Raw genomic sequence first — 20463 nt, 5'->3', positions numbered from 1 at the left:
CTTAAACATTTTTATCGTAGTAAGGAAAAGTGTGATGAAAATTCCGATAATTTTCCGTAGCAGTCTTTATACCGAAGAACATACCAATAATCCGTGGCCGGGAGTTTTTGACCGTTATATGTACCATCCCATCCTTTATGCTTATTATAAATAAAATTAATTAACAATTTCCCATATCTATCAAATATATAAATCTCAATATCTGACATATTACTAACCTCATGTATATTCCAAAAATCATTATTATTGTCTCCATTTGGACTAAAAAACTTATCTGCAGTAAAACTATTTGAGCATGAAGGGCGGCATTCTTCTATTGCAGCAAGATAACTATTATCTCTTAATATAGTTGTCCCAGGTTTCAAAACAACAGTAAACCCAGCCTTCATTGTTATATTAGCCCCTCCGTTTAAAGAAATTTTATATGACCCAAAAGTCTCTATTATATTATTGGCACGATATATAAAATTTTTATTAAATTCAGGAGAAGATAATAATATATGCGACTCACAATCTTGAAAAAATCCTCTCTTATGTAAATATATATTTAAGGTATCGCTACTAATAGAAGAAAATAAAATATCACATCCCCCATATGATTTAATAATAATAAAAAGTATTATAATTGTAAATTTTATTTTCATCTCCTTACCCCTATCAATTTATCTATTTCTCTTTGTTGATTTTCCAGCTTTTTATTTAACTCTATTAAGTGAAGAGTTAGCTCTTCTATTTTTTCTAATAATAATCTATTCATGTCTAAAAGATTAATCCCATTCGCCTTTACCTCTTTTTCAGAAGGAATATTCTTTAAATGTCCGTTTTGTTGAATGTATTTCTCTACTTCAGCAAGAGTGGCTAAGTCATAATTTTCTCTAAATACATAATCAGCCCAGTCTTCTACTTTAGACACTCTTACTTCTTCTGTAAGAATTCCTCCAGTAACAAAAAGATTATAAAAACTCACGTCTTCAGTTCCTACATGAGAAGGAAATACATTCGTATTAATACCTACTTTTCCATTTGTATAAATCTCATCATTAATATTTATTGCTTGATTTCCGTCTACTTTTAACCAATCCGAATCAGACGCAGCTACAACCGGGATAGGATATTCAAATACATTACCATCAACATCAGTGCCAAGTAAATTTAAAGGGTTAGTAGAACGTTGCAAATTTTGAAAACGTATTGAGCCATTACTATGAATATTCGCTGTTGGGTTTTGAATATTAAATCCAACAAAACCATTTGTGTAAATATTATCATTTATTGATGTTGCCACACTATTATCTGATTTTAGCCAATCGATATCTTGCGTATTTCCTGTTCCACTTGTAGGTATGGGATATTCATAAACGTTTCCATTTATATCTGTTCCTAACATAAAACTTGGATTTGTGTTATTTGGAAGATTTTGTAATCTTACTGTGCCTATCGTATGAAATAAAGCAGTTGGTAAAGTGGTTCCTAGGCCGAGATTCCCATTAGCACTTATTGTCATTAATCGTGTATTTCCATTTTCCCAAGCAAAAACTGGTCTTACAGATACATCCGCTGCAGAATTACCCCATGGAAAAACAGTTCCTTGAGGTGCATTAAGATTAATCGAATTTCTTAATTCTGATCTGAAAACCATTATTGGACTATTTCCATTATCCAATGATGCTATTGTTGAAGCAAATAGTCTTAGTACAAAGCGGTTATCTGATTCCTGATGTCCCCATATGGAAGGAATGAAAATATTGTCATCTTGTGTAGAATTAGTTATTTCTAAAAAATCATTTGGTGTCTGAGTAACACCAAAACCTGCGATACGTTCTGCTGAACCATTAGAAGTAGTATAGTTTTGAAAAGGCACTTGGGCATCAACAATAATAGGTATTAATAGAATAAATTGTAATATCTTCCTCATAGAATGATTATAGTTTAATTTGCGCGGATAAATATAAAAAATTTAAAGACATTTGTAATTTATTATTTATCTAATGAAATACTACGTTATCATACCTGCTTATAATGAAGAAGAAAGCATAGCACAAATGCTGGAATCGTTAGCAGCCCAAACGGTACTGCCCAATAAGGCAGTAGTAGTGAATGACAACTCCACCGATGCCACAAGAAATATTGTAAGCCGTTTTATAAGTAAATATAAATGGCTACAACTTGTAGATAATACATCGGATGCAGTGCATATGCCCGGCAGTAAAGTAATAAATGCATTCTTAAAAGGGTATTCTGTTTTAGATGAAAGTTATGATATAATAGTTAAGCTGGATGCCGACCTTATACTTCCGCCTGATTACTTTGAAACCATCCTTACTGTTTTTAAAGAAGATGAAAAAACAGGAATGGCCGGCGGTTTTGCCTACATCTTTAAAAACGGCAGTTGGGTGCTGGAAAGCCTTACAGATAAAGACCACATCCGCGGGGCTTTTAAAGCCTATCGCAAAGAATGCTTTTTACAGATAGGCAAACTTAAGCCCGCTATGGGATGGGATACTGTTGACGAATTACTTGCAAAATTTTACGGATGGAAAGTTACCACCGTGCAAAGCCTTAAAATAAAACACTTAAAACCTACAGGTGCAAGCTATACTAAAGCAGCCCGCTATAAACAGGGTGAAGCATTTTACACACTTGGCTATGGCTTTGCCATTACTGCAATAGCATCTGCAAAGCTGGCACTCAGGAAAAAGAAGCCTTTGCTTTTTATTGATTATATTAATGGCTACCTCAAAGCCAAAAAATCCAACAGCCCTTTACTGGTAGATAAACACCAGGCAAAGTTTATACGGCACTACCGCTGGAAAAAGATAAGGGAGAAGCTTTTTTAATAAGATAATTATTAAAAAACTATTAAGGACGGGCAAAAAGTGACTACAATTCGGTACTTTAGCCGTTAATATTACTATTTAAATGATTAAAGCTTTACATCAGATAGGCTCTTACTTCCTTATGCTTAAGGAAGTGTTCAGCAAACCAACCAAATGGAAGGTTATGAAGCCTTTAATTTTCAAGGAAATAGATGACCTTATAATCGGCTCGCTGGGTATTGTGGCATTCATTTCTTTCTTTATAGGTGGGGTTGTTGCCATACAAACGGCACTTAACCTTACCAACCCGCTTATACCTAAATCGCTTATTGCGTTTGCCACAAGGCAGTCGGTAATACTGGAATTTGCACCCACTTTCATATCTATAATCATGGCCGGCCGTGCAGGCTCCTACATTACCTCAAGTATAGGCACCATGCGTGTAACCGAACAGATAGATGCACTGGAAGTAATGGGTGTAAATACATTAAACTACCTCATTTTTCCTAAAATAATTGCCCTACTGCTTTACCCGTTTGTTATTTCCATTTCCATGTTCCTGGGCATTACAGGCGGATGGCTTGCCGGTGTATATGGGGGTTTTGTGGGCAGTGATGAATTTATACAGGGTATCCAGACGGATTTTATTCCTTTCCATATTTTTTATGCCTTTCTTAAAACATTCCTATTTGGTTTCCTTTTGGCAACCATACCTTCATTTCATGGGTTTTATATGAAAGGCGGTGCGCTTGAGGTAGGTAAGGCAAGTACAACATCGTTTGTATGGACCAGCGTTGTAATTATACTTGTAAATTATATTGTAACCCAATTACTGTTAAGCTGATGATAGAGATTAAAGATATAGAGAAGTCATTTGGGGACACTAAAGTACTTAAAGGTATTTCCACCACATTTGAAACAGGAAAAACAAACCTGATAATAGGACGAAGCGGTTCGGGTAAAACCGTTATGCTGAAAACCCTTTTGGGCATACATACACCTGATAACGGTACAATATCATTTGACGGGCGTATATATTCTGAACTTACCGCAGATGAGAAAAGGGATTTAAGGACAGAGATAGGAATGGTATTTCAGGGCAGTGCACTTTTTGATTCAATGAATGTTGAAGACAATGTAGGGTTCCCTATGAAAATGTTTACCAGCAAGAGAACACGCGAAATACGCGACAGGGTTAATGTTGTACTGGAACGAGTAAACCTTAAAGATGCCAATAAAAAATTCCCGAATGAGCTTTCGGGCGGTATGCAAAAAAGGGTAGCCATTGCAAGGGCTATTGTAAATAACCCTAAATACCTTTTTTGCGATGAGCCAAACTCCGGGCTTGACCCCGAAACCTCTATACTTATAGATGAACTGATACAGGAAATTACACGTGAGTATGATATTACTACCGTAATTAATACCCATGATATGAACTCAGTATTACAGATTGGCGAGAAAATTATTTTCCTAAAAAATGGCGTAAAGGAATGGGAAGGCAATAATGAACAGGTATTGCAAACCAAAAATAAATCTATTATAGAGTTTGTTTACTCTTCTGACCTGTTTAAAAAATTACGGGAAAGCCTTTTAGCTGAAGAAGATGAAAACCACGATACAGAAAAAAAAGCTTAGGCATTGCCTAAGCTTTTTTATTTTTATTTTATTTCCCTTTGCAGGTAAACCCATCCGGTTACATTTTTACCCTGCGATAGTGTTACCACATAATAATATGTCCCTGTAGGCAGCTCGCCTTTATCAGACTGGCCATACCATTCGTTTATATAATTATCTTTCTCATATACCTTCAGCCCATAACGGTTAAATATTTTTATATGCCTTACATCAAGGTTGGAAAGGTCAAAATTCTCGTTAAAAGCATCCCCGTTTGGCGATATACCCCTCGGTATAATGCATGAAGTATTTTCTACAGGAATTACTGCCTCTGCACTACAGCCGTCAGTATTTAAAACCACCACTTTATAATCCCCTGTAGGAAGCCCTGTTATTACTGCTTCATCACCTGAATGGGAATAACCTTCCGGCCCTGTCCATTCAATCGACTGCACATCTATATCATTAAGGTTTGTTACCGACAGTACATATTCATAGTTTTTACATCCGTTATCCGTAATAAGCGTGAATGCGTTGGTGCTTAGCGCCACTGTAAACTGCTGCGGCATCTCGCAGGAACCATTGGCAACTACAGCCCTGTAAACACCGGTTTCCGAAATTTCAATAACGGGAGCATTAACCCCCGGCAGCAGTATGTCATCATGATACCATGTATAGGTAACTCCTAAAGGAAGGTTATTCCCCACCACTTCAAGTTCTGCAGTCTGTCCATCGCAAATACTGCTTGCACCGGATATTGTAAAATCAGGAAAGGCATTAACTGTAGCATTAACTGTAGCAGGTGCCGATGTACACCCATTTACAATTACAGTAACGCTGTACACTCCTGTAGCTGGCGTTCCCGCTCCTGTAATAACAGGGTTTTGCTGGCCGGATGTAAATCCATTAGGCCCGCTCCATTGGTAGGATGCTCCCGCTTCGGTGCTATTTGCCTGTAATTGTACATCGCCGCCTTCACAAACTTCAGGAACGGGCAATACCGTGGGTGCATCAGGTATATCATTAAATATTAATGTAACTACTGCTTCATCAAAAGTACCGCAAATACCATTTACTGTATATTTATAGGTATAAGTCCCCTGAGTTATTGATGTTAAATCCAGCGAGCCGCCGTTAAGCCCCCCGCTGCCATCCAAATCCTGCCATGTGCCTCCACCGTCAAAAGGCGGTACTAAATAGGATGCCAGTGTTAATGTACTTCCATCATTACACAATGTAACAGGTGGCGCATCAGCCCCTGCATTTGGCAAAGTATTAGCCTGTACTGTATAGGAAAGCGTTTGGTTAAGGCACGAACCATCATATGGTGATGTTATGCTCACTACATATATTCCTGCCTGCGTTGCCGACTGGTAAGCCGGAAATTCCAAAACGCTATTGCTGCTTAAAATAACCCCAGGTGCATCCTGCCTGTACCATTCATAGTTAAGGAATGAATATGGCTGTACTGACAATGTACTTGCTTCACCTTCACAAAATCCGGATGCAGTTATGGCAACAGGGTCAAGTGCATTTAGTGTATAAGGTGCCGGCCTTACCCTGCCGCAGTTATCAGTAACCTCAAACTTATATTCAGCAGCTTCAAGCCCCCAAAATATATTGCTGGTACCATTTTCCACTATAAAAGGCTGCCCGTTTTTTTCAATAATACGGTACGTAAAAGGCGGTACGCCAAATACCTCAACAATTACTTCGTTTGTGCCCCCGGCACATGGAAAATTATATATATCTGTAATCCTTGGGCCATCTTCAAAAGTAAAGGTTTTAATTACATCTGTGCAGCGGGTATTTGCCGCAGCACCATTACTAAATACGTAAAATGCTTTTATAATCCTGAACTTTCCTATGTAAGCAAGGTTTAACGTAGTATTGTTATTAACAAGATTAACAGAGTTTGAAACTCCGGGTAAAGTACCTTCCGTATAGGGTTGCCCACCGCCCAAATATCCCCACTTACCCGTTGCTTCGTTATATTGCTGAAGCCAGAAAGAAGGAATAGCAATATTTGTACTGCTGTGGTTTATAAATATATCAAAAGAGCCGCAATGGGGTATAAGTTCCACCTTGTTGTTCAAAATTTCATAGTCCTCAACAAAAACTTCTTTTGTACGGGTTATTCCGCAAACATCTACTGTTACAAAAATATAAGGCCCTCCGGCAGGCAGGTTATTCATATAAAAGTCGCCCACACCGCTTGAACCAGATGTTACAATATTATTAGACACATCCATAGGCCCTGTAGGGCCCTGTGTAATAATAACAGAAGTAAAATTGTTTTCGGCATCCAGCTTGATTGAGCCAAAACCTGCACTACAGCCTGGGCGCTGTGTAACCGTTATATTAGGATTAAACGAATTAGGTGCAAGTTCTACATCTTCCCTGATAAACTGTTTGCCGCAGTTATCGGTAATTATAAAATCGTAAAGCCCCAAAGGAAGGCCCTCCATTAAAAAGGAACCGGCTGTTATCAGGGCAGAAGCATCATAATCCAGCGCACCGAAAGCAGTGATAAAATCCTGGGGTGCACCAGTAATTATAACCGATGTAACATTCCTGTCGGGTATTTCAATGGCTATACTTCCCGTAGGGCTGCAACCCAAAACCTTTGGTGTTATACCAGGCTCCGGCTCCGGCATTTTTACTTCAAAACTTTTAGTTACTATCCTGCCGCAGGCATCGGTAACTTTAATAGTATAATCTCCTTCAGGAACAGAATTCCCCACTCCGCCATACTGAATTTCGCTGCTTGTAAAACTGGGGTGCTGTGCATTAAAATCTATCGGATTAAAATTGCTGTTTTCGGGAACCGACGTAAACTGCACAGTATAAGGCGGCACAAAAAGGGTAGTTTTAACCTTAAAGAAAAGATCGGTACAATTTGGGTTTTCTATAGAAACCTGTGTATCCATCTTTTCATTTACTGTATTGCCGTTTTTAGTATATACAGCCCCGCAGGCATTGGTAACTTTAATATTATAACTGTATTGCTGCCCGTGATAGAAAGGTATTAATGTTTCAAAAACATCGTTCAGGACATTTCCGTTAGGCACAACTTGTGTAATTACAGTAGGCGTTCCACCACCGGGTGGGTAAACCGTAATTTCAAATGTTAAGGGAAAAAATATTTCTTTGCCGGGTTCAGTATTATAAGCATGGCTTATGCCGATAGAATTACAGTCAGGCAGCACCTCATCTGTAGTAATAGAACCTGCATTTATACTTAAAGATGTTTGGGCCGCTGTTAGGGTAAAATTCTGTGTTTCCACATCACCGCAGCTATTATATACTTTTACAAGATAAAAGCCTGCCTCAAGGTTACTTAAAACATTTGATGCTTGTACAGGCAAATTTACCGGCCCTGTTATTGAATACCCTGTTGCTTCCCCGGAAGTAAGGCTGACGGTTATAGCACCATCGGCACCACAACGCACTTTGGTTTCGGTCAATGCAATTTGTAAGGGAGAATAATTATCGGCAATTGTTACCGTTTTCGTTTTTTGGTTTGACTCCGCTCCGAGCGACTGTGTTGCTACAACCAGATACTGCCCGGCAAAAAGATTGCTTACAGTATTGGAGGTAACTACCGTTAAAGGATTAGTGGTATCCGGCAGAAGGTAAATGGTATAATCTATAGATGCAGCAGGATTAGTACCCGAAACGCTTAAATTTAATGCCCCGTTGCCCAGGCAGGTTTGCGGTACTGTTGTAACAGTTAAATTAAAATCGGGTAATTGGCTGTAAGATGATAGTGTAATGAAAAGAAATATCAGCAGGGATATTGCTTTTTGCAAAGTGGCTGGTTTAAACATAAATTGGTTTTTGGCTTGGCTTTAAAGGTAAAAATTATGTTAAGATATGTATTATCATACAATAACTTTAACATAAACATTTTAAAGCTTTAAAACCCTACCTCCTGCCGTGTTTAATCGTGCTTTGTAACCAGCTCTGTAATCTTTTTAATTTCCTGCTCTTTCTCTTTAGGATATATAAGCAGTATATTTTCCTTATCTACCACTATGTAATCATTAAGCCCGTCTATCACAACCGTTTTATCCTTATCGGTACGGATAATGTTATTTGACGAATTCTCAATAAAAAGCCTTGCATTAACTACTGTATTATTGTTTTCATCCTTAGCCAGTTTTTCATGAAGCGAACCCCATGTACCTAAATCATTCCAGTCAAAAACTGCCGGTAAAACATAAACATTATCGGCATTTTCCATTATTGCATAATCTATGGAAATATTATCGGCCTTGGCATAATTCTCTTCAATAAAACTGCTTTCTGAAGCTGAATTATAATCGTCATAACCACTTTCAAAAAGTGAATACATTACCGGCTGGAATTTTTTAAAGGCTTCGGTAACCGACTTTATGCTCCATATAAAAATACCAGCATTCCATAAAAAGTTGCCGCTTTGCAAGAAAGCTTTAGCCGTTTCATAATTAGGCTTTTCCCTAAACTGGCTTACTTTTTTAATTGTATTTGTGTCCTGCTTGTTATATTCTATATACCCATATCCTGTATTGGGAAAAGTTGGCTGTATGCCAAGCGTCATTAAAACATTATCTTCTTCGGCACGGTTAAATGCAAGTTGAAGGTTATCAATAAATGCACTTTCATCTTCAATCCAGTGGTCACTGGGTGCCACTACCATAACAGCATCCGGGTTCAGTTTTTTTATTTTTAAAGCTGCATATAAAATACAGGGTGCCGTATTGCGCATTGCAGGTTCAGTTAAAACCTGCTCCTTGTTTACTTCAGGAAGCTGTTCCATAACAAGGCCGCTGTAGGCGGCATTGGTAAGGATAAGTATATTTTCTGCAGGGATAAGCCTGGAAAGCCGGCTAAACGTTTTTTGTATAAGGGTTTCACCTGTGCCCAACATATCGTGAAACTGCTTAGGATATTGTACTGTACTAACGGGCCAGAAGCGGGATCCTACTCCACCCGCCATTAATACTGCATAATAATTTTTATTACTCATTAACCGTATACGTTTTATTAGTAAAGGTATTATTAATACCTAAAACTTAATATTGTTTGTTTTTTCTTTAACAATTATGGCAGCAGCTCTACTTCGGCATTAGGATTAAAAAGATAAATTTTACCTGTGCTTATTTCAACACATTCAAAACGCTTAACGCGCTGCGCCCCCTTTTTAAATATTTTGCCGTTATAAATCCTGAAACTGCTTCCGTAAGGAATTTCAAAAATATAATTCTTTTCCGACTTTTCATCAAATTGCTTTAAAGCAAGTGAAAGTGTTGCATCGGTATCACTGCTGGCTTTCGGATTCCTGAAATGCCTTGCCAGCAATGGGAGCAATTGCGGCGGGAATATTTCCGGGCGTATAAACGGTACCATCAGCCTTTGGAATGTTGATTTCCACTCATCACCATGGGGCTTTATATTGCGTCCGTATTTTTCAAATGCAGCCAAATGTGCAACCTCATGCACAAGCGTAATTAAAAACCTGTATTTATTAAGGCTCCCGTTCACCGTAATGCGATGGTAGCCTTTTTCATCGCGGCGGTAGTCACCATGCCGTGTTACACGTTCATTCACAATTTTTAAGTGTACGCCATATACCTTTATAAGCTCAAAAACACTATCAACAGCATGCTCCGGCAGGTATGGCTCTATAACATGTTTCACTTTAAGGCGTGCTTGAGGAAACCTGTAATACCTTACCGTTAAAATACCTGTTCCCTGTTAATGTAAAATTATATATATAATTAGCCATTTCAACTGCCGAAAGCGGTGCATTATAACCGGGAAATGCCTGTTGCAGCATTTCGGTATTTACAGCACCAAGTGCAAGCACGTTAAAGGCTATACCTTTATCCTTATATTCTTCTGCCAGTAATTCAGACAATGTAATTACAGCCCCTTTACTGGAACTGTAAGCCGCAAGCCCGCTGAACTTCATTGTACCCTGAACGCCTCCCATACTGCTTATGGTTACCACATGTGCCCCTTTGTACATAAAAGGCAATACAACCCTGTTAAGTGCAGCAACGCCAAACACATTCACTTTATAAATGTATTCAAATTCATCTGCTGTTATCTGCTCAAAAGGTTTTAATAATAATGCACCCGCATTATGTATTATGGCGTCAACCTTTTTCCAGCTTGTTTTAATAAAATTTTTCACCTGAACAAGGTCAGTTTCAAGTGTTAAGTCAACACGCAGGCAGGTAATATTTTCATTTTCAACCAATGCCTTCGGCGCCTTTCGGGATACAGCAAGCACCTTATAGCCTGCATCTGCAAACATAAGTGCAAGTTCATAACCTATGCCGCGGCTGGTGCCCGTTATAATTATATTCTTCATCATTCTGTAAGTACTATTTCTTTTACCCTGGCATTAGCCATCTTTTCAACAGCCGGTATCATTCGTTTTATAAACCCGGCCATGTGGTTAATATCCATCATGTCAAACTCATCATCCACATGGTGGTATAAGGTAAACGTTTCCATATTAGTTGTGCTTATGGTATGGGCAGGAATTTTAAATTCCGTATAAAAGGAATAGTTATCTGCCCTCCTGAATAGCTGGTAGCGCATCTCAAATTCGCTTGAACCAACCAGCATGTCATTCCCAGCATATTCATTAAGCTTGTGCGCCATGTTAGATTTTGCATAACCTGTAATATAAGACGCAGCCTCTTTACCCAATGGCACGCCTATGAGTTCAAAATTAAGCATGGCATACAGGTTAAAATCAGCCTGCTTTAGTTTGGCTGCCAAATGCCTGCTGCCGTACAAGCCTTTTTCCTCGGCAGTAAAAAAGCAGAACATGATGCTGCGTTTGTTTGATTTGCTCCTGGCAAAATAATTTACCATCTCGGCAACGGCAACACACCCCGAAGCATCATCATTAGCGCCGTTATATATACTGTCGCCCGCAACAGGGAAATTAGATAGGCCGATATGGTCATAATGGGCACTTAATATTATATACTCTTTCTTAAGTTCAGGGTCATTCCCTTCAAGATAGCCCACTATGTTATAAGCAGGTTCCTGATAGTTTGACAGTGTATCCCTGTAAGTGGTAAAATAAGGCTTAACACTATTTTTTGCAAAGATATCTTCAAGGTATTTGGCCGTAATTTCTATCCCTTCAGATGCAGTGGCACGCCCACCCAATTCATCAGACGCCAAAAATTTAAGTTTATCGGCAACTGATTTTTGTGTTACTTCATATTTATCAGCCCTTTTATTTTTTTGGGCAGTGCAGGCCGCAATAATACAACACCAAAGAGCCAGTGCAAGAAAAATCTTTTTCATAGTAAAAAGCTTTGTATGGCTAAAATAAGAAATTTAAGGCGAAACATAATAGCATATTAAAACAATACCCGCCAAAAGGCGGGTATCATGTATTTGATAGCTATGTGGCTTATACCAGCATTGTTACAGGATTTTCTATATACTGCTTAAGCGTTTGCAGGAACTGTGCCCCGGTAGCACCATCTACAGTCCTGTGGTCGCAGGTTAAGGTTACTGTCATTGTGTTGCCTACTACAATCTGCCCGTTTTTAACAACCGGCTTTTCAACTATAGCACCTACCGAAAGTATGGCAGAGTTTGGCTGGTTGATAATTGAAGTAAATTCCTGTATACCGAACATACCAAGGTTAGACACCGTAAAGGTACTGCCTTCCATTTCGGCAGGTTGTAATTTTTTATTCCTTGCTTTACCCGCCAGGTCTTTTACATTTGCACCTATCTGAGATAAGCTCATCATGTCGGTAAATTTCAGTACCGGAACCACAAGCCCCTCTTCAACCGCAACTGCAACACCTATGCTGATATGTTTGTTATAAACAGTTACATCATCTTTCCACTGCGTGTTAATCTGCGGATGTTTTCTTAGTGCCATAGCGCAGGCCTTAATTACCATGTCATTAAATGACACCTTAGTATCCGGCAACGAGTTGATAACTCCCCTTGATGCTATTGCAGCATCCATATCAAGCTCAATGGTAAGGCTGTATTCAGGGGCTGTAAATTTAGATTCTGAAAGGCGGCGCGCTATGGTTTTACGCATTTGTGAGTTTTTCACTTCTTCAGTGCTTACCTCCCCTGCAGGTATATAAGGTTTTTCTGCTGCCGCCTGCTCTTTTGCAGGGGCTGCCTGTGCAGGCTGTGCAGCCTGAGGTGTATAATTTTCTATATCTTTTTTAACGATACGCCCATTTTCGCCTGTACCTTTCACCTCGTTAAGGTTTACACCTTTCTCTTCGGCAATTTTGCGTGCCAGCGGCGAGGCAAATATCCTGCCACCATCATTATTAGGCGCGGCTTTTTGGGTTTCTTCCTGCTTAGGCTGTTCATCTTTGCTTTCTGCAGCAGGTTTTTCTTCTGATTTTGTTTCAGCAGGCTTGCTGCCGCCTTTACCATAATTTTCAGCAATACCGGAAACATCTGTCCCCTCAGGGCCAATTATGGCAAGTACACTGTCAACAGGTGCAGACTGCCCTTCTTCAATACCAATATATAAAAGGGTTCCACTGTTAAATGATTCAAACTCCATAGTAGCCTTATCGGTTTCAATTTCTGCAAGGATATCTCCCTCGCTTACTTTATCGCCTACTTTTTTAAGCCATGAAGCCACTGTACCTTCGGTCATGGTATCACTTAAACGTGGCATGGTAACTACCTTAACACCTTCAGGCAATTCAGCCGGGGCTGATTTTTCCTCTTTAGCATCAGGCTTAGCCTCTTCTTTTTTATCCTCTGTACTTTCAGCAGGTTTTTCCTCTTTTTTATCATCTGTAGAAGGCTGCGCCTTACCATCCAGTAAAGATGAAACATCTTCACCTTCTTTACCAATTATGGCAAGTACAGAATCAACCGGGGCCGATTCACCTTCCTGAACTCCTATATGCAATAAAGTACCTTCATGGAACGATTCAAATTCCATAGTAGCCTTATCGGTTTCAATTTCTGCAAGTATATCGCCTTCTTTAACTTTATCACCCACTTTTTTAAGCCACGTAGCCACTGTACCTTCAGTCATGGTGTCGCTTAAGCGCGGCATTGTAATAATTTCTGCCATGGTTATTGTAGTTTATGTGGTAAAAACGGATAATCTTCCTGTGCGTAAACAACGTCATACATCACGTTAAGGTCAGGATACGGAGAATCTTCCGCAAATTTTTCACATTCAGCAACCAAATCCTTAACCCTTTCATCTATAGTTTCTATTTCCTCATCAGTTGCATAATTATTTTCTTTAATAATATCCAGCACCTGGGTAATAGGGTCTATTTTTTTGTATTCCTCAACCTCATCCTTAGTCCTGTAATGCTGGGCATCACTCATAGAGTGGCCCCTGTAACGGTATGTTTTCATTTCAAGGAAAGTAGGGCCATCGCCACGCCTTGCCCTTTCAATAGCCTCATGCATTGCTTCGGCAACTTTTACCGGGTTCATCCCATCAACAGGGCCGCACGGCATTTCATAACCAAGGCCAAGTTTCCATATATCGGTATGGTTAGCAGTACGCTCTACAGATGTACCCATTGCATAACCATTATTTTCAACAATAAATACAACAGGAAGTTTCCAAAGCATAGCCATATTAAAGGCCTCGTGCAAAGAACCCTGGCGGGCGGCACCATCACCAAAATAAGTAAGGGTAACGCCTCCTGTTTCAAAATATTTATCAGCAAATGCTATACCTGCACCCAACGGAATCTGGCCGCCCACAATACCGTGGCCACCATAAAAACCGTGCTCTTTGGAAAAAATGTGCATAGAGCCGCCCAAACCTTTTGAAGTACCTGTTGCCTTACCTAAAAGCTCGGCCATTACTTTCCTTGGGTCAACACCCATACCTATAGGCTGCACGTGGTTACGGTAAGCTGTAATCATTTTATCTTTAGAAAGGTCCATTGCGTGCAATGCACCCGCAAGAACAGCCTCCTGCCCGTTATACAGGTGAAGGAAGCCCCTTACCTTTTGCTGAATGTACAACGCCGCAAGCTTGTCTTCGAACTTTCTCCAAAATTGCATGTCCTCATACCATTTCAGATAAACTTCCTTTGTAATTTCTTTCATTGCTGATTATTTGCTGATGTGATTTTAAAAAATTCCAACTAAAATAGATGTGCAAAAATGTACCTGATACAAATTTGCGAATTGCAAAAATAAGATATCCCCCTTTAATACCGAAAATTTTACACAAAGTATTTGTTATTTTTTTGCGACTTAAGGATATAAAAAAAAGGGGATTTAATTAAATCCCCTGTATTGTTTATAAATAATGACTGTCGAAAACTAACGGCAGCAGATTTTTCAGCGAGTCCGACTGCAGCACTTTCCCAGTTTCGCCCATAAAGTAAATTTCTATAGGGCTGTCCTGTTTCTGCTCATACTCGGCTATGGACTGCCTGCAAGCCCCGCAGGGAGGAATAGGCGCGGTTACGGTTTTTTCATCCGATGCTGCCGATATGGCTATACGCCGGATTGTAACACCGGGATGCACTGCCCCAGCGTGGAATACTGCAACCCTTTCGGCACACAGTCCCGAAGGATAGGCTGCATTTTCCTGATTGGAACCTATAACAACTTCTCCGTTTTCAAGCTCTAACGCAGCACCAACACGAAATTTAGAATAGGGCGCATAAGCCTTTTTCCTTGCCTCAACAGCTTTTTTCATAAGTTCATTTACCTCTTTTGGTAATTCTTCAGCAGAATTATAGGCGGTAAATGATGTGATTACATTTATTTTTTCCATCCACTAATATTCGTAATATTCATCGCCGAAATTGAACGACAGCGAGAAACGCAATGTGTTTTCCAGCGGATTCCTTACCTGCGATGCAGAGAAAAGATATGATACATCTATACGTATGGTAGTGTACCTGAAACCGGCGCCAAGCGAAAAGAATTTCCTCGCGCCTTTCAATTCGTTTTCATTAAAGTATCCTAAACGGAAAGCAAAGGCATCCTGGTACATATATTCTGCACCTACCGCATAAGTAACTTCCCTTAGTTCTTCTTTAAACCCTCCCGGCGCATCGCCAAAAGATTTAAATATACCCGAAACCCAGCCAATATCATTATATTCACGGTTTGTTTCATTATATTCTTCTGTAGTTATTTCCCCGTCTCCATTCCTGTCAGGGTCCTGTGGTGTAGGTACCAAAAGTTTAGTAAACTCAACATTTACCCCTACCTTGTTATATTCATCAAAAATAAAGTCGAAACCACCACCAAGCCTCATATTGGCAGGCAGGAAGTTAGAGCTTATTTCAGGATCGTTATCATAGCTGATTTTAGGGCCTAAGTTCTGCAGGTTAAGCCCGGCTCTCCAGCGCCCGTTAAAATCGGAAAAAGCTGTTTCTTCCGATTGGTAGTAAGCAGCAACATCAAAGGCATAAGATATGGCTGCGCTTGCATCGCCACTGCTTCCTGGAGCTTCGGGTATCCTTAAATTAGAACTTATAAACCGGCCGGCTACCGCCATTGAAAATTGTTCGTCAAGTTTTAATGAGTAAGATAAATCTACCGCAAGCTCGCTTGGTTTCCTTGTAGTTACAGGACCGTCAATGGTTTCCCTCAGTTCAATTTCACCAAGCCCAAAATAACGAAGGCTTCCGGCAAAGGCCATCCTTTCCTGAAACCTGTTGTAATAGGTTACCTGCGCAAGGGAAATATCATTGGCAATATCTGTAAGGTATGGAGTATAACTGGCAGAAACACCCTGCTTTTGTAGTGAAAAAGCATATTTTGCCGGGTTCCATTGCTGGGAATATGTATCGGGAGAAGTTGCAACGCCCATATCACCCATACCTGCCGCACGTGCATCGGCAGCAATTAGCAGGAAAGGTACACCGGTTGTTATTGGTCTTTCAGATTGCGCTTTAGTTAACTGTGCTCCTAAAAGGCAAACTGCAAATAAAAGTATCTTTTTCATTCTTTTTATTGAAATTTTAAGGTAACAAATATAGTATTTTCTTATAGCAATACAAGTTTCTCATATTTTTCAGCCCGTTTGTTGGTCACTGTTGAACGGACTGTTAGTTTATAAATATACACCCCCTTGCCTATCCTGTCGCCAAAATCATCTTTGCCGTCCCATTTAATGTCGCGGCACAAAAAGCCTTCGGTTGTTACCGACTGGTTAATGGTTTTTACCACCTTGCCGCTCACGGTAAATATCTGAACCTGTACATCAAGCGGCTCATAGGGTTTGTTATGCGTAAACCAGAATTCGGTATAGCTGACAAAAGGGTTTGGGTAATTAAGCACCTTTTCCAGTTTCATAACATCGTCGCCTGTAACAACAAACTGTATTTCGGCAGTAACGAGGTTGTTATATACATCCCACGCTTTAAAGGTTATGGTATGCAGCCCCTTTTCAAGGTCAGTAAAAGGAAAGCGCAGGCTTCCCCTTGTATAATTATCCTTTTCAGATTCATAATAATCATTCAACAGATAAGGGTTGGTTTCATCCCCATCCAGTATGGCTATCATATCATGCCCTATGCCGCTTGCCGTATTAATACCGTTTTCATCTTCAAGGAAAGCCAGGAAGAAAGGAGAATCGTTTGTGATGCCGCCGGATATAAATGTTTCGTCGTTCATGTAAAGCCTGACGCGGGGCGGCGTATTATCGGCTGCAGCATTTTCATTTACCCCGCCAATTTTTATAGTAGCATCATACCCTGTCTGGTCTTCCAAAATATTATCCCTTTTGGCATAAAAGCTGATACGCCCTTCGCCTACCGGTATTTTAATATCGCGGGGCACAACAAAACCAAACTCAAAGTTACCGTTAACCACGCTGGCGTTACCCCTGAAAATAGTTTCACCCAGCGTATTGAAATTATGCAGTATTAATGCCCCTGCTGAATTTTTTATTCCGTCATTACCTAGTGTTGTCCTTTGTATTTCCTTGTCAAAAACAGTGACTGCCAATTCACCGTTGTAGGTATTTAGCGGGTTTCCTGCTTCATCTGTAACACGCCCCGCCAACTTAACATAAGACAGTGATTTTAAAATATCCGTAGATTCTGCAACAGGCACATCATTAATTTCCGTAAGCTCTATTTTAGGCCTAGGGACAGCAAGCTTTAAAGCGGGGTCGCCCACAAATGCCACAAGGCTTAATGAGCCTGACGCTATTGCAACCTTGGACAATCTTAAAGCTTCGGCCATTGTAGGATATTCGCTTAACCCGAAAGCATATAATTTTTCAGGCAGGTCTTTTGTTATATCAAATGCAGAACTTATGAATATAGACCTTGTGGTTGTAATCATTGCTATAGCCCCGCCGGTAGTGCTCCAATAAAGGTCTTCGCCCACCGTTGGCCTGTAGGGATTATCAAATTTTGTTAATTCGCAGGTAGCAGTAATAAACAGCGGATATTTATATTTATTGGTAAGCCTCTGTACATCGCTCTTTTCAAAAATCCTCTCACTTGCCATACCGTCTTCACCACCATGCCCAAGATAATTTACTACCAGCGCCCCATAATTTATAGTGCGCACAATCTGCTCCTTTACTTCAGGATAGCGGTTACCCCCGGCTGATGTTTCCTGCACATAGGCATCGGCATGTATTTTCCGGATATTTACAAATGGCCTTTGTGCGTTTATTGTGGCAGCAGCATTTTCCAGTGTAGGTATAAATTCAGAACCACTGTCTTCCAGGTCATCTGTAATTACAATAAATTCATTGCGCCACCTTCCATAGGACTCCTCGCTTACATAATCAAAAACCTTTTGCACCATTTCATTTGCCTGGCGCACACTGCTAACCAGCATCCTGCCAACCGCTATATCAGCCCCCTGAAAAGTATTAAACCTCAAATTACCCTCTCCGGGATCCATCAACACAAAAAAATCATCAGAGACAAATGTGGTTACTGTGGAATAATTAGCCCCGTTTTCCTCATAAGCGTGGAGCGATGGCACTATATTGGTATTATTAGGTATCCTGTCCTTATAATCAAAAGAAGCATCACCAAACAAGTTAAGGTACTTTATCCTTTTATCAGGAGAAGAAGCATTGAAATAAACGTATTTAACAAAATTCCGTATCCCGGCTATATCCTGCTTGCCGGAGGAAAACTCCTCATAGATGTTTTCAAGGTTTACAACCTTAACATTAAGCCCTGATTTTGTGCGGTGGAAATTAGCCAGCTTCTCGGCAGGGGAGTGTAAAAATTTCGGAGTAATAATAATATAATCTATATCCTGGAACTGGCCCTGCTGGTTATTAAAAATTGTACCCTTTAGGTTCTGGTTGGCAACCCTTGTTTTTGATTCGTATTGCGGTGTATAATAATCTGACGGCGCTACTGCTATGTACTGCCTTACCTCGCCTAACTGCGCCTTAAAAGAAAACTGCGACTGCCCTGTTGTATTTTCAACTTTTGTGGCATTATATATATCTGTAATATCCCATATTTGCGAAATACCGCCGGCATTTGCAACCTGATACTCTGCAACACCAACATTGCTGGCCGCATCATTATAACGGAACCTGAACTGCTTGCCGTTACCTCTCAAATTACGCTTGGCCCTTACTATAATATAATCAAGCCAAGCATTAGAGCCCGGCACGCCACCGTTACTGTAAGTCAAAGTTACTTTAATGGCACCGCCCGCAGGTGTAAAAGAACCCGTAAGCTTCCTGTCAACACCATAATTATCATCAGGAGTTGCTGAAAAATTCATTACCCCTAAGTCTTCATTGTTGGCTTTAACAGCCAAAGATGTTTCTGAAGGCGAATTTGCCGCTGCGCTTACTGTTACAGATACCGGGCTGCCTGATACAATATCCGGAATTGTAAAATCAAAACTCTGCTCGTTAGTTACGTTAAATTGTTCGCCATGCCACTTCCTGCCCAGCCTGGCAATACTAACCAAATCCCTTTCATGATACTGGTACTCATCAAAAGCTGTAATGGCAATATCTGCCGGTTGTGATGGCTGCGGCATTGCCTGCATCCTTTTTCCCTGCCCGCCTGAAGATGTTACATAATAATATGACCTGTCGGCATAAAGGTTATTATGGGTGCCGCTTTCCTGGTTCCAGTTGTCAACACCCTCGGCATAAAACAATATGTAATCACTGTTATTAAACTCGCCATCTTCCTCCCCTACAAAAACAACGGCATTTTCAGCATTGTCCATTGGGTAGTCAGTATTGTTAAGCAAAGGTGCCATGCGCCCGCCATTACCGTATACCTTTATAGTACGGGGGTCAACGTTGGTATTAAAGCCAAGTTGCTGTAAAAAACTCTTGGATATTTTATAAACTCCTGATTTTTCCACATAAAACCTGTACCACGAACCCGTTGCCAAAACCGAATTGGTTATTCCCTGCGTACCCATACCTCCCCGCAAGGCAATTGCAGGTGCCCCCGAGAAAGAATAACTGAATGATTTTAACCTTTTATAACCGCTGCCTTCCTTTATAATAGGAGATAGCGTAACTATAGCGAAATATTGCTCCCTTGCTTTTTTATTGTGCAGCTTTGCGTTTAAGTCCGCAGGAATTTTACTTGGAGAAAGGTCGCCCAACTGTGCGGCTGTAATAGTTTCATAAACAGCATCGGTAATTACAAGCGAGTTTTCCTCTACCGCCGTATTAAAGGGTATGCTCGCTGCAAAGGAGATGGTTTTTTGATAAAAATCAAGTTCCATAAATTCCGGCTGAAATTGCGGAACGTTATAAGTAACATTACCTATAGTAGTTTTAACGTTATCCTTCCAGTTTAGCACAATAGTGCCGTTTTGCTGTGCAAGCAGCGTGGCCGGAACCAATAATAATAGAAGGATAAGTAACTTATTTTTCATCATTGAGAAAACGCAGATACTATTAATATATTACCCCGCAACTGAAAAATATTTTTACCGGGCTGTTGCAATATTACTTTAAAAAAGGCGTTAACTAAAAACAGATATAACATAATTTTTGAAAAACATTAAAAAATTTAAAAACGTGTTGCGGTTTAATGGTTAATTATTATATTGCGCCACG

15 protein-coding genes are annotated in these 20463 nt (G+C 40.0%); 3 read left to right on the top strand and 12 right to left on the bottom strand.

Annotated elements, in window-relative coordinates:
* Positions 1–11: 11 nt before the first annotated feature.
* Both GSF09_RS08335 and GSF09_RS08330 read right to left on the bottom strand, forming a co-directional pair.
* Positions 12–644, bottom strand: coding sequence for a T9SS type B sorting domain-containing protein (locus tag GSF09_RS08335; RefSeq protein WP_159800491.1), 633 nt, complete (start codon positions 642–644; stop codon positions 12–14).
* A complete protein-coding gene (locus GSF09_RS08330) occupies positions 641–1915 on the bottom strand; it encodes a hypothetical protein (protein WP_159800490.1) in 1275 nt (424 codons plus the stop codon). Before GSF09_RS08330 ends, GSF09_RS08335 begins: the two co-directional genes overlap by 4 nt.
* A gap of 73 nt (positions 1916–1988) precedes the next feature.
* Here GSF09_RS08330 and GSF09_RS08325 point away from each other — a divergent pair, with 73 nt between their 5' ends.
* The 3 genes from GSF09_RS08325 (at position 1989) to GSF09_RS08315 (ending at position 4454) form a co-directional block, all read left to right on the top strand.
* Positions 1989–2837, top strand: a complete 849-nt coding sequence (locus GSF09_RS08325) for a glycosyltransferase family A protein (protein ID WP_159800489.1) — start codon at positions 1989–1991, stop codon at positions 2835–2837.
* Between the two features lie 82 nt (positions 2838–2919).
* Positions 2920–3660: an ABC transporter permease gene (locus tag GSF09_RS08320; RefSeq protein WP_159800488.1), complete on the top strand. Its 741-nt coding sequence runs from the start codon at positions 2920–2922 to the stop codon at positions 3658–3660.
* On the top strand, positions 3660–4454 hold the full coding sequence (locus GSF09_RS08315) for an ABC transporter ATP-binding protein (protein WP_159800487.1): 795 nt from the start codon (positions 3660–3662) through the stop codon (positions 4452–4454). The genes GSF09_RS08320 and GSF09_RS08315 overlap by 1 nt, the downstream gene beginning before the upstream one ends.
* A 23-nt stretch (positions 4455–4477) precedes the next feature.
* Here GSF09_RS08315 and GSF09_RS08310 read toward each other — a convergent pair whose 3' ends face one another.
* The 10 genes from GSF09_RS08310 to porU all read right to left on the bottom strand — a co-directional run bounded on the left by GSF09_RS08310 (position 4478) and on the right by porU (position 20279).
* Entirely contained in the window at positions 4478–8263 is a 3786-nt protein-coding gene (locus GSF09_RS08310; RefSeq protein ID WP_159800486.1) for a gliding motility-associated C-terminal domain-containing protein, read from the bottom strand.
* Between the two features lie 113 nt (positions 8264–8376).
* Positions 8377–9444 carry a mannose-1-phosphate guanylyltransferase gene (locus GSF09_RS08305; protein WP_159800485.1) on the bottom strand — a complete coding sequence of 356 codons (1068 nt, stop codon included), beginning with the start codon at positions 9442–9444 and terminating at the stop codon, positions 8377–8379.
* A 74-nt stretch (positions 9445–9518) separates the two neighbouring features.
* Positions 9519–10115, bottom strand: a complete 597-nt coding sequence (locus tag GSF09_RS08300; protein ID WP_159800484.1) for a SprT-like domain-containing protein — start codon at positions 10113–10115, stop codon at positions 9519–9521.
* A 1-nt stretch (position 10116) separates the two neighbouring features.
* A complete protein-coding gene (locus tag GSF09_RS08295) occupies positions 10117–10794 on the bottom strand; it encodes an SDR family oxidoreductase (RefSeq protein WP_159800614.1) in 678 nt (225 codons plus the stop codon).
* Positions 10794–11750 carry a M20/M25/M40 family metallo-hydrolase gene (locus GSF09_RS08290; RefSeq protein ID WP_159800483.1) on the bottom strand — a complete coding sequence of 319 codons (957 nt, stop codon included), beginning with the start codon at positions 11748–11750 and terminating at the stop codon, positions 10794–10796. Before GSF09_RS08290 ends, GSF09_RS08295 begins: the two co-directional genes overlap by 1 nt.
* A 109-nt stretch (positions 11751–11859) precedes the next feature.
* Positions 11860–13521: a pyruvate dehydrogenase complex dihydrolipoamide acetyltransferase gene (locus GSF09_RS08285; protein WP_159800482.1), complete on the bottom strand. Its 1662-nt coding sequence runs from the start codon at positions 13519–13521 to the stop codon at positions 11860–11862.
* A gap of 2 nt (positions 13522–13523) precedes the next feature.
* Positions 13524–14525 carry a pyruvate dehydrogenase (acetyl-transferring) E1 component subunit alpha gene (gene pdhA, locus GSF09_RS08280; protein ID WP_159800481.1) on the bottom strand — a complete coding sequence of 334 codons (1002 nt, stop codon included), beginning with the start codon at positions 14523–14525 and terminating at the stop codon, positions 13524–13526.
* Positions 14526–14721: 196 nt separating this feature from the next.
* Positions 14722–15204, bottom strand: coding sequence for a cytidine deaminase (gene cdd / locus GSF09_RS08275; protein ID WP_159800480.1), 483 nt, complete (start codon positions 15202–15204; stop codon positions 14722–14724).
* A 3-nt stretch (positions 15205–15207) separates the two neighbouring features.
* Positions 15208–16386: a type IX secretion system outer membrane channel protein PorV gene (gene porV / locus GSF09_RS08270; RefSeq protein ID WP_159800479.1), complete on the bottom strand. Its 1179-nt coding sequence runs from the start codon at positions 16384–16386 to the stop codon at positions 15208–15210.
* A 41-nt stretch (positions 16387–16427) separates the two neighbouring features.
* Positions 16428–20279, bottom strand: a complete 3852-nt coding sequence (gene porU, locus GSF09_RS08265) for a type IX secretion system sortase PorU (protein ID WP_159800478.1) — start codon at positions 20277–20279, stop codon at positions 16428–16430.
* Positions 20280–20463 lie beyond the last annotated feature (184 nt).

Source organism: Flavobacterium sp. MK4S-17 (genome assembly GCF_009848495.1).
Classification (GTDB): Bacteria; Bacteroidota; Bacteroidia; order Flavobacteriales; family Flavobacteriaceae; genus Flavobacterium.
This window is presented reverse-complemented; position numbering and strand designations above follow the sequence as displayed.

Bases quoted from the DNA above. Each gene is read 5' to 3' on its own strand.
- GSF09_RS08335 (WP_159800491.1), bottom strand. From the start codon at position 644: ATGAAAATAAAATTTACAATTATAATACTTTTTATTATTATTAAATCA.
- GSF09_RS08330 (WP_159800490.1), bottom strand. From the start codon at position 1,915: ATGAGGAAGATATTACAATTTATTCTATTAATACCTATTATTGTTGAT.
- GSF09_RS08325 (WP_159800489.1), top strand. From the start codon at position 1,989: ATGAAATACTACGTTATCATACCTGCTTATAATGAAGAAGAAAGCATA.
- GSF09_RS08320 (WP_159800488.1), top strand. From the start codon at position 2,920: ATGATTAAAGCTTTACATCAGATAGGCTCTTACTTCCTTATGCTTAAG.
- GSF09_RS08315 (WP_159800487.1), top strand. From the start codon at position 3,660: ATGATAGAGATTAAAGATATAGAGAAGTCATTTGGGGACACTAAAGTA.
- GSF09_RS08310 (WP_159800486.1), bottom strand. From the start codon at position 8,263: ATGTTTAAACCAGCCACTTTGCAAAAAGCAATATCCCTGCTGATATTT.
- GSF09_RS08305 (WP_159800485.1), bottom strand. From the start codon at position 9,444: ATGAGTAATAAAAATTATTATGCAGTATTAATGGCGGGTGGAGTAGGA.
- GSF09_RS08295 (WP_159800614.1), bottom strand. From the start codon at position 10,794: ATGAAGAATATAATTATAACGGGCACCAGCCGCGGCATAGGTTATGAA.
- GSF09_RS08290 (WP_159800483.1), bottom strand. From the start codon at position 11,750: ATGAAAAAGATTTTTCTTGCACTGGCTCTTTGGTGTTGTATTATTGCG.
- GSF09_RS08285 (WP_159800482.1), bottom strand. From the start codon at position 13,521: ATGGCAGAAATTATTACAATGCCGCGCTTAAGCGACACCATGACTGAA.
- pdhA (WP_159800481.1), bottom strand. From the start codon at position 14,525: ATGAAAGAAATTACAAAGGAAGTTTATCTGAAATGGTATGAGGACATG.
- cdd (WP_159800480.1), bottom strand. From the start codon at position 15,204: ATGGAAAAAATAAATGTAATCACATCATTTACCGCCTATAATTCTGCT.
- porV (WP_159800479.1), bottom strand. From the start codon at position 16,386: ATGAAAAAGATACTTTTATTTGCAGTTTGCCTTTTAGGAGCACAGTTA.
- porU (WP_159800478.1), bottom strand. From the start codon at position 20,279: ATGAAAAATAAGTTACTTATCCTTCTATTATTATTGGTTCCGGCCACG.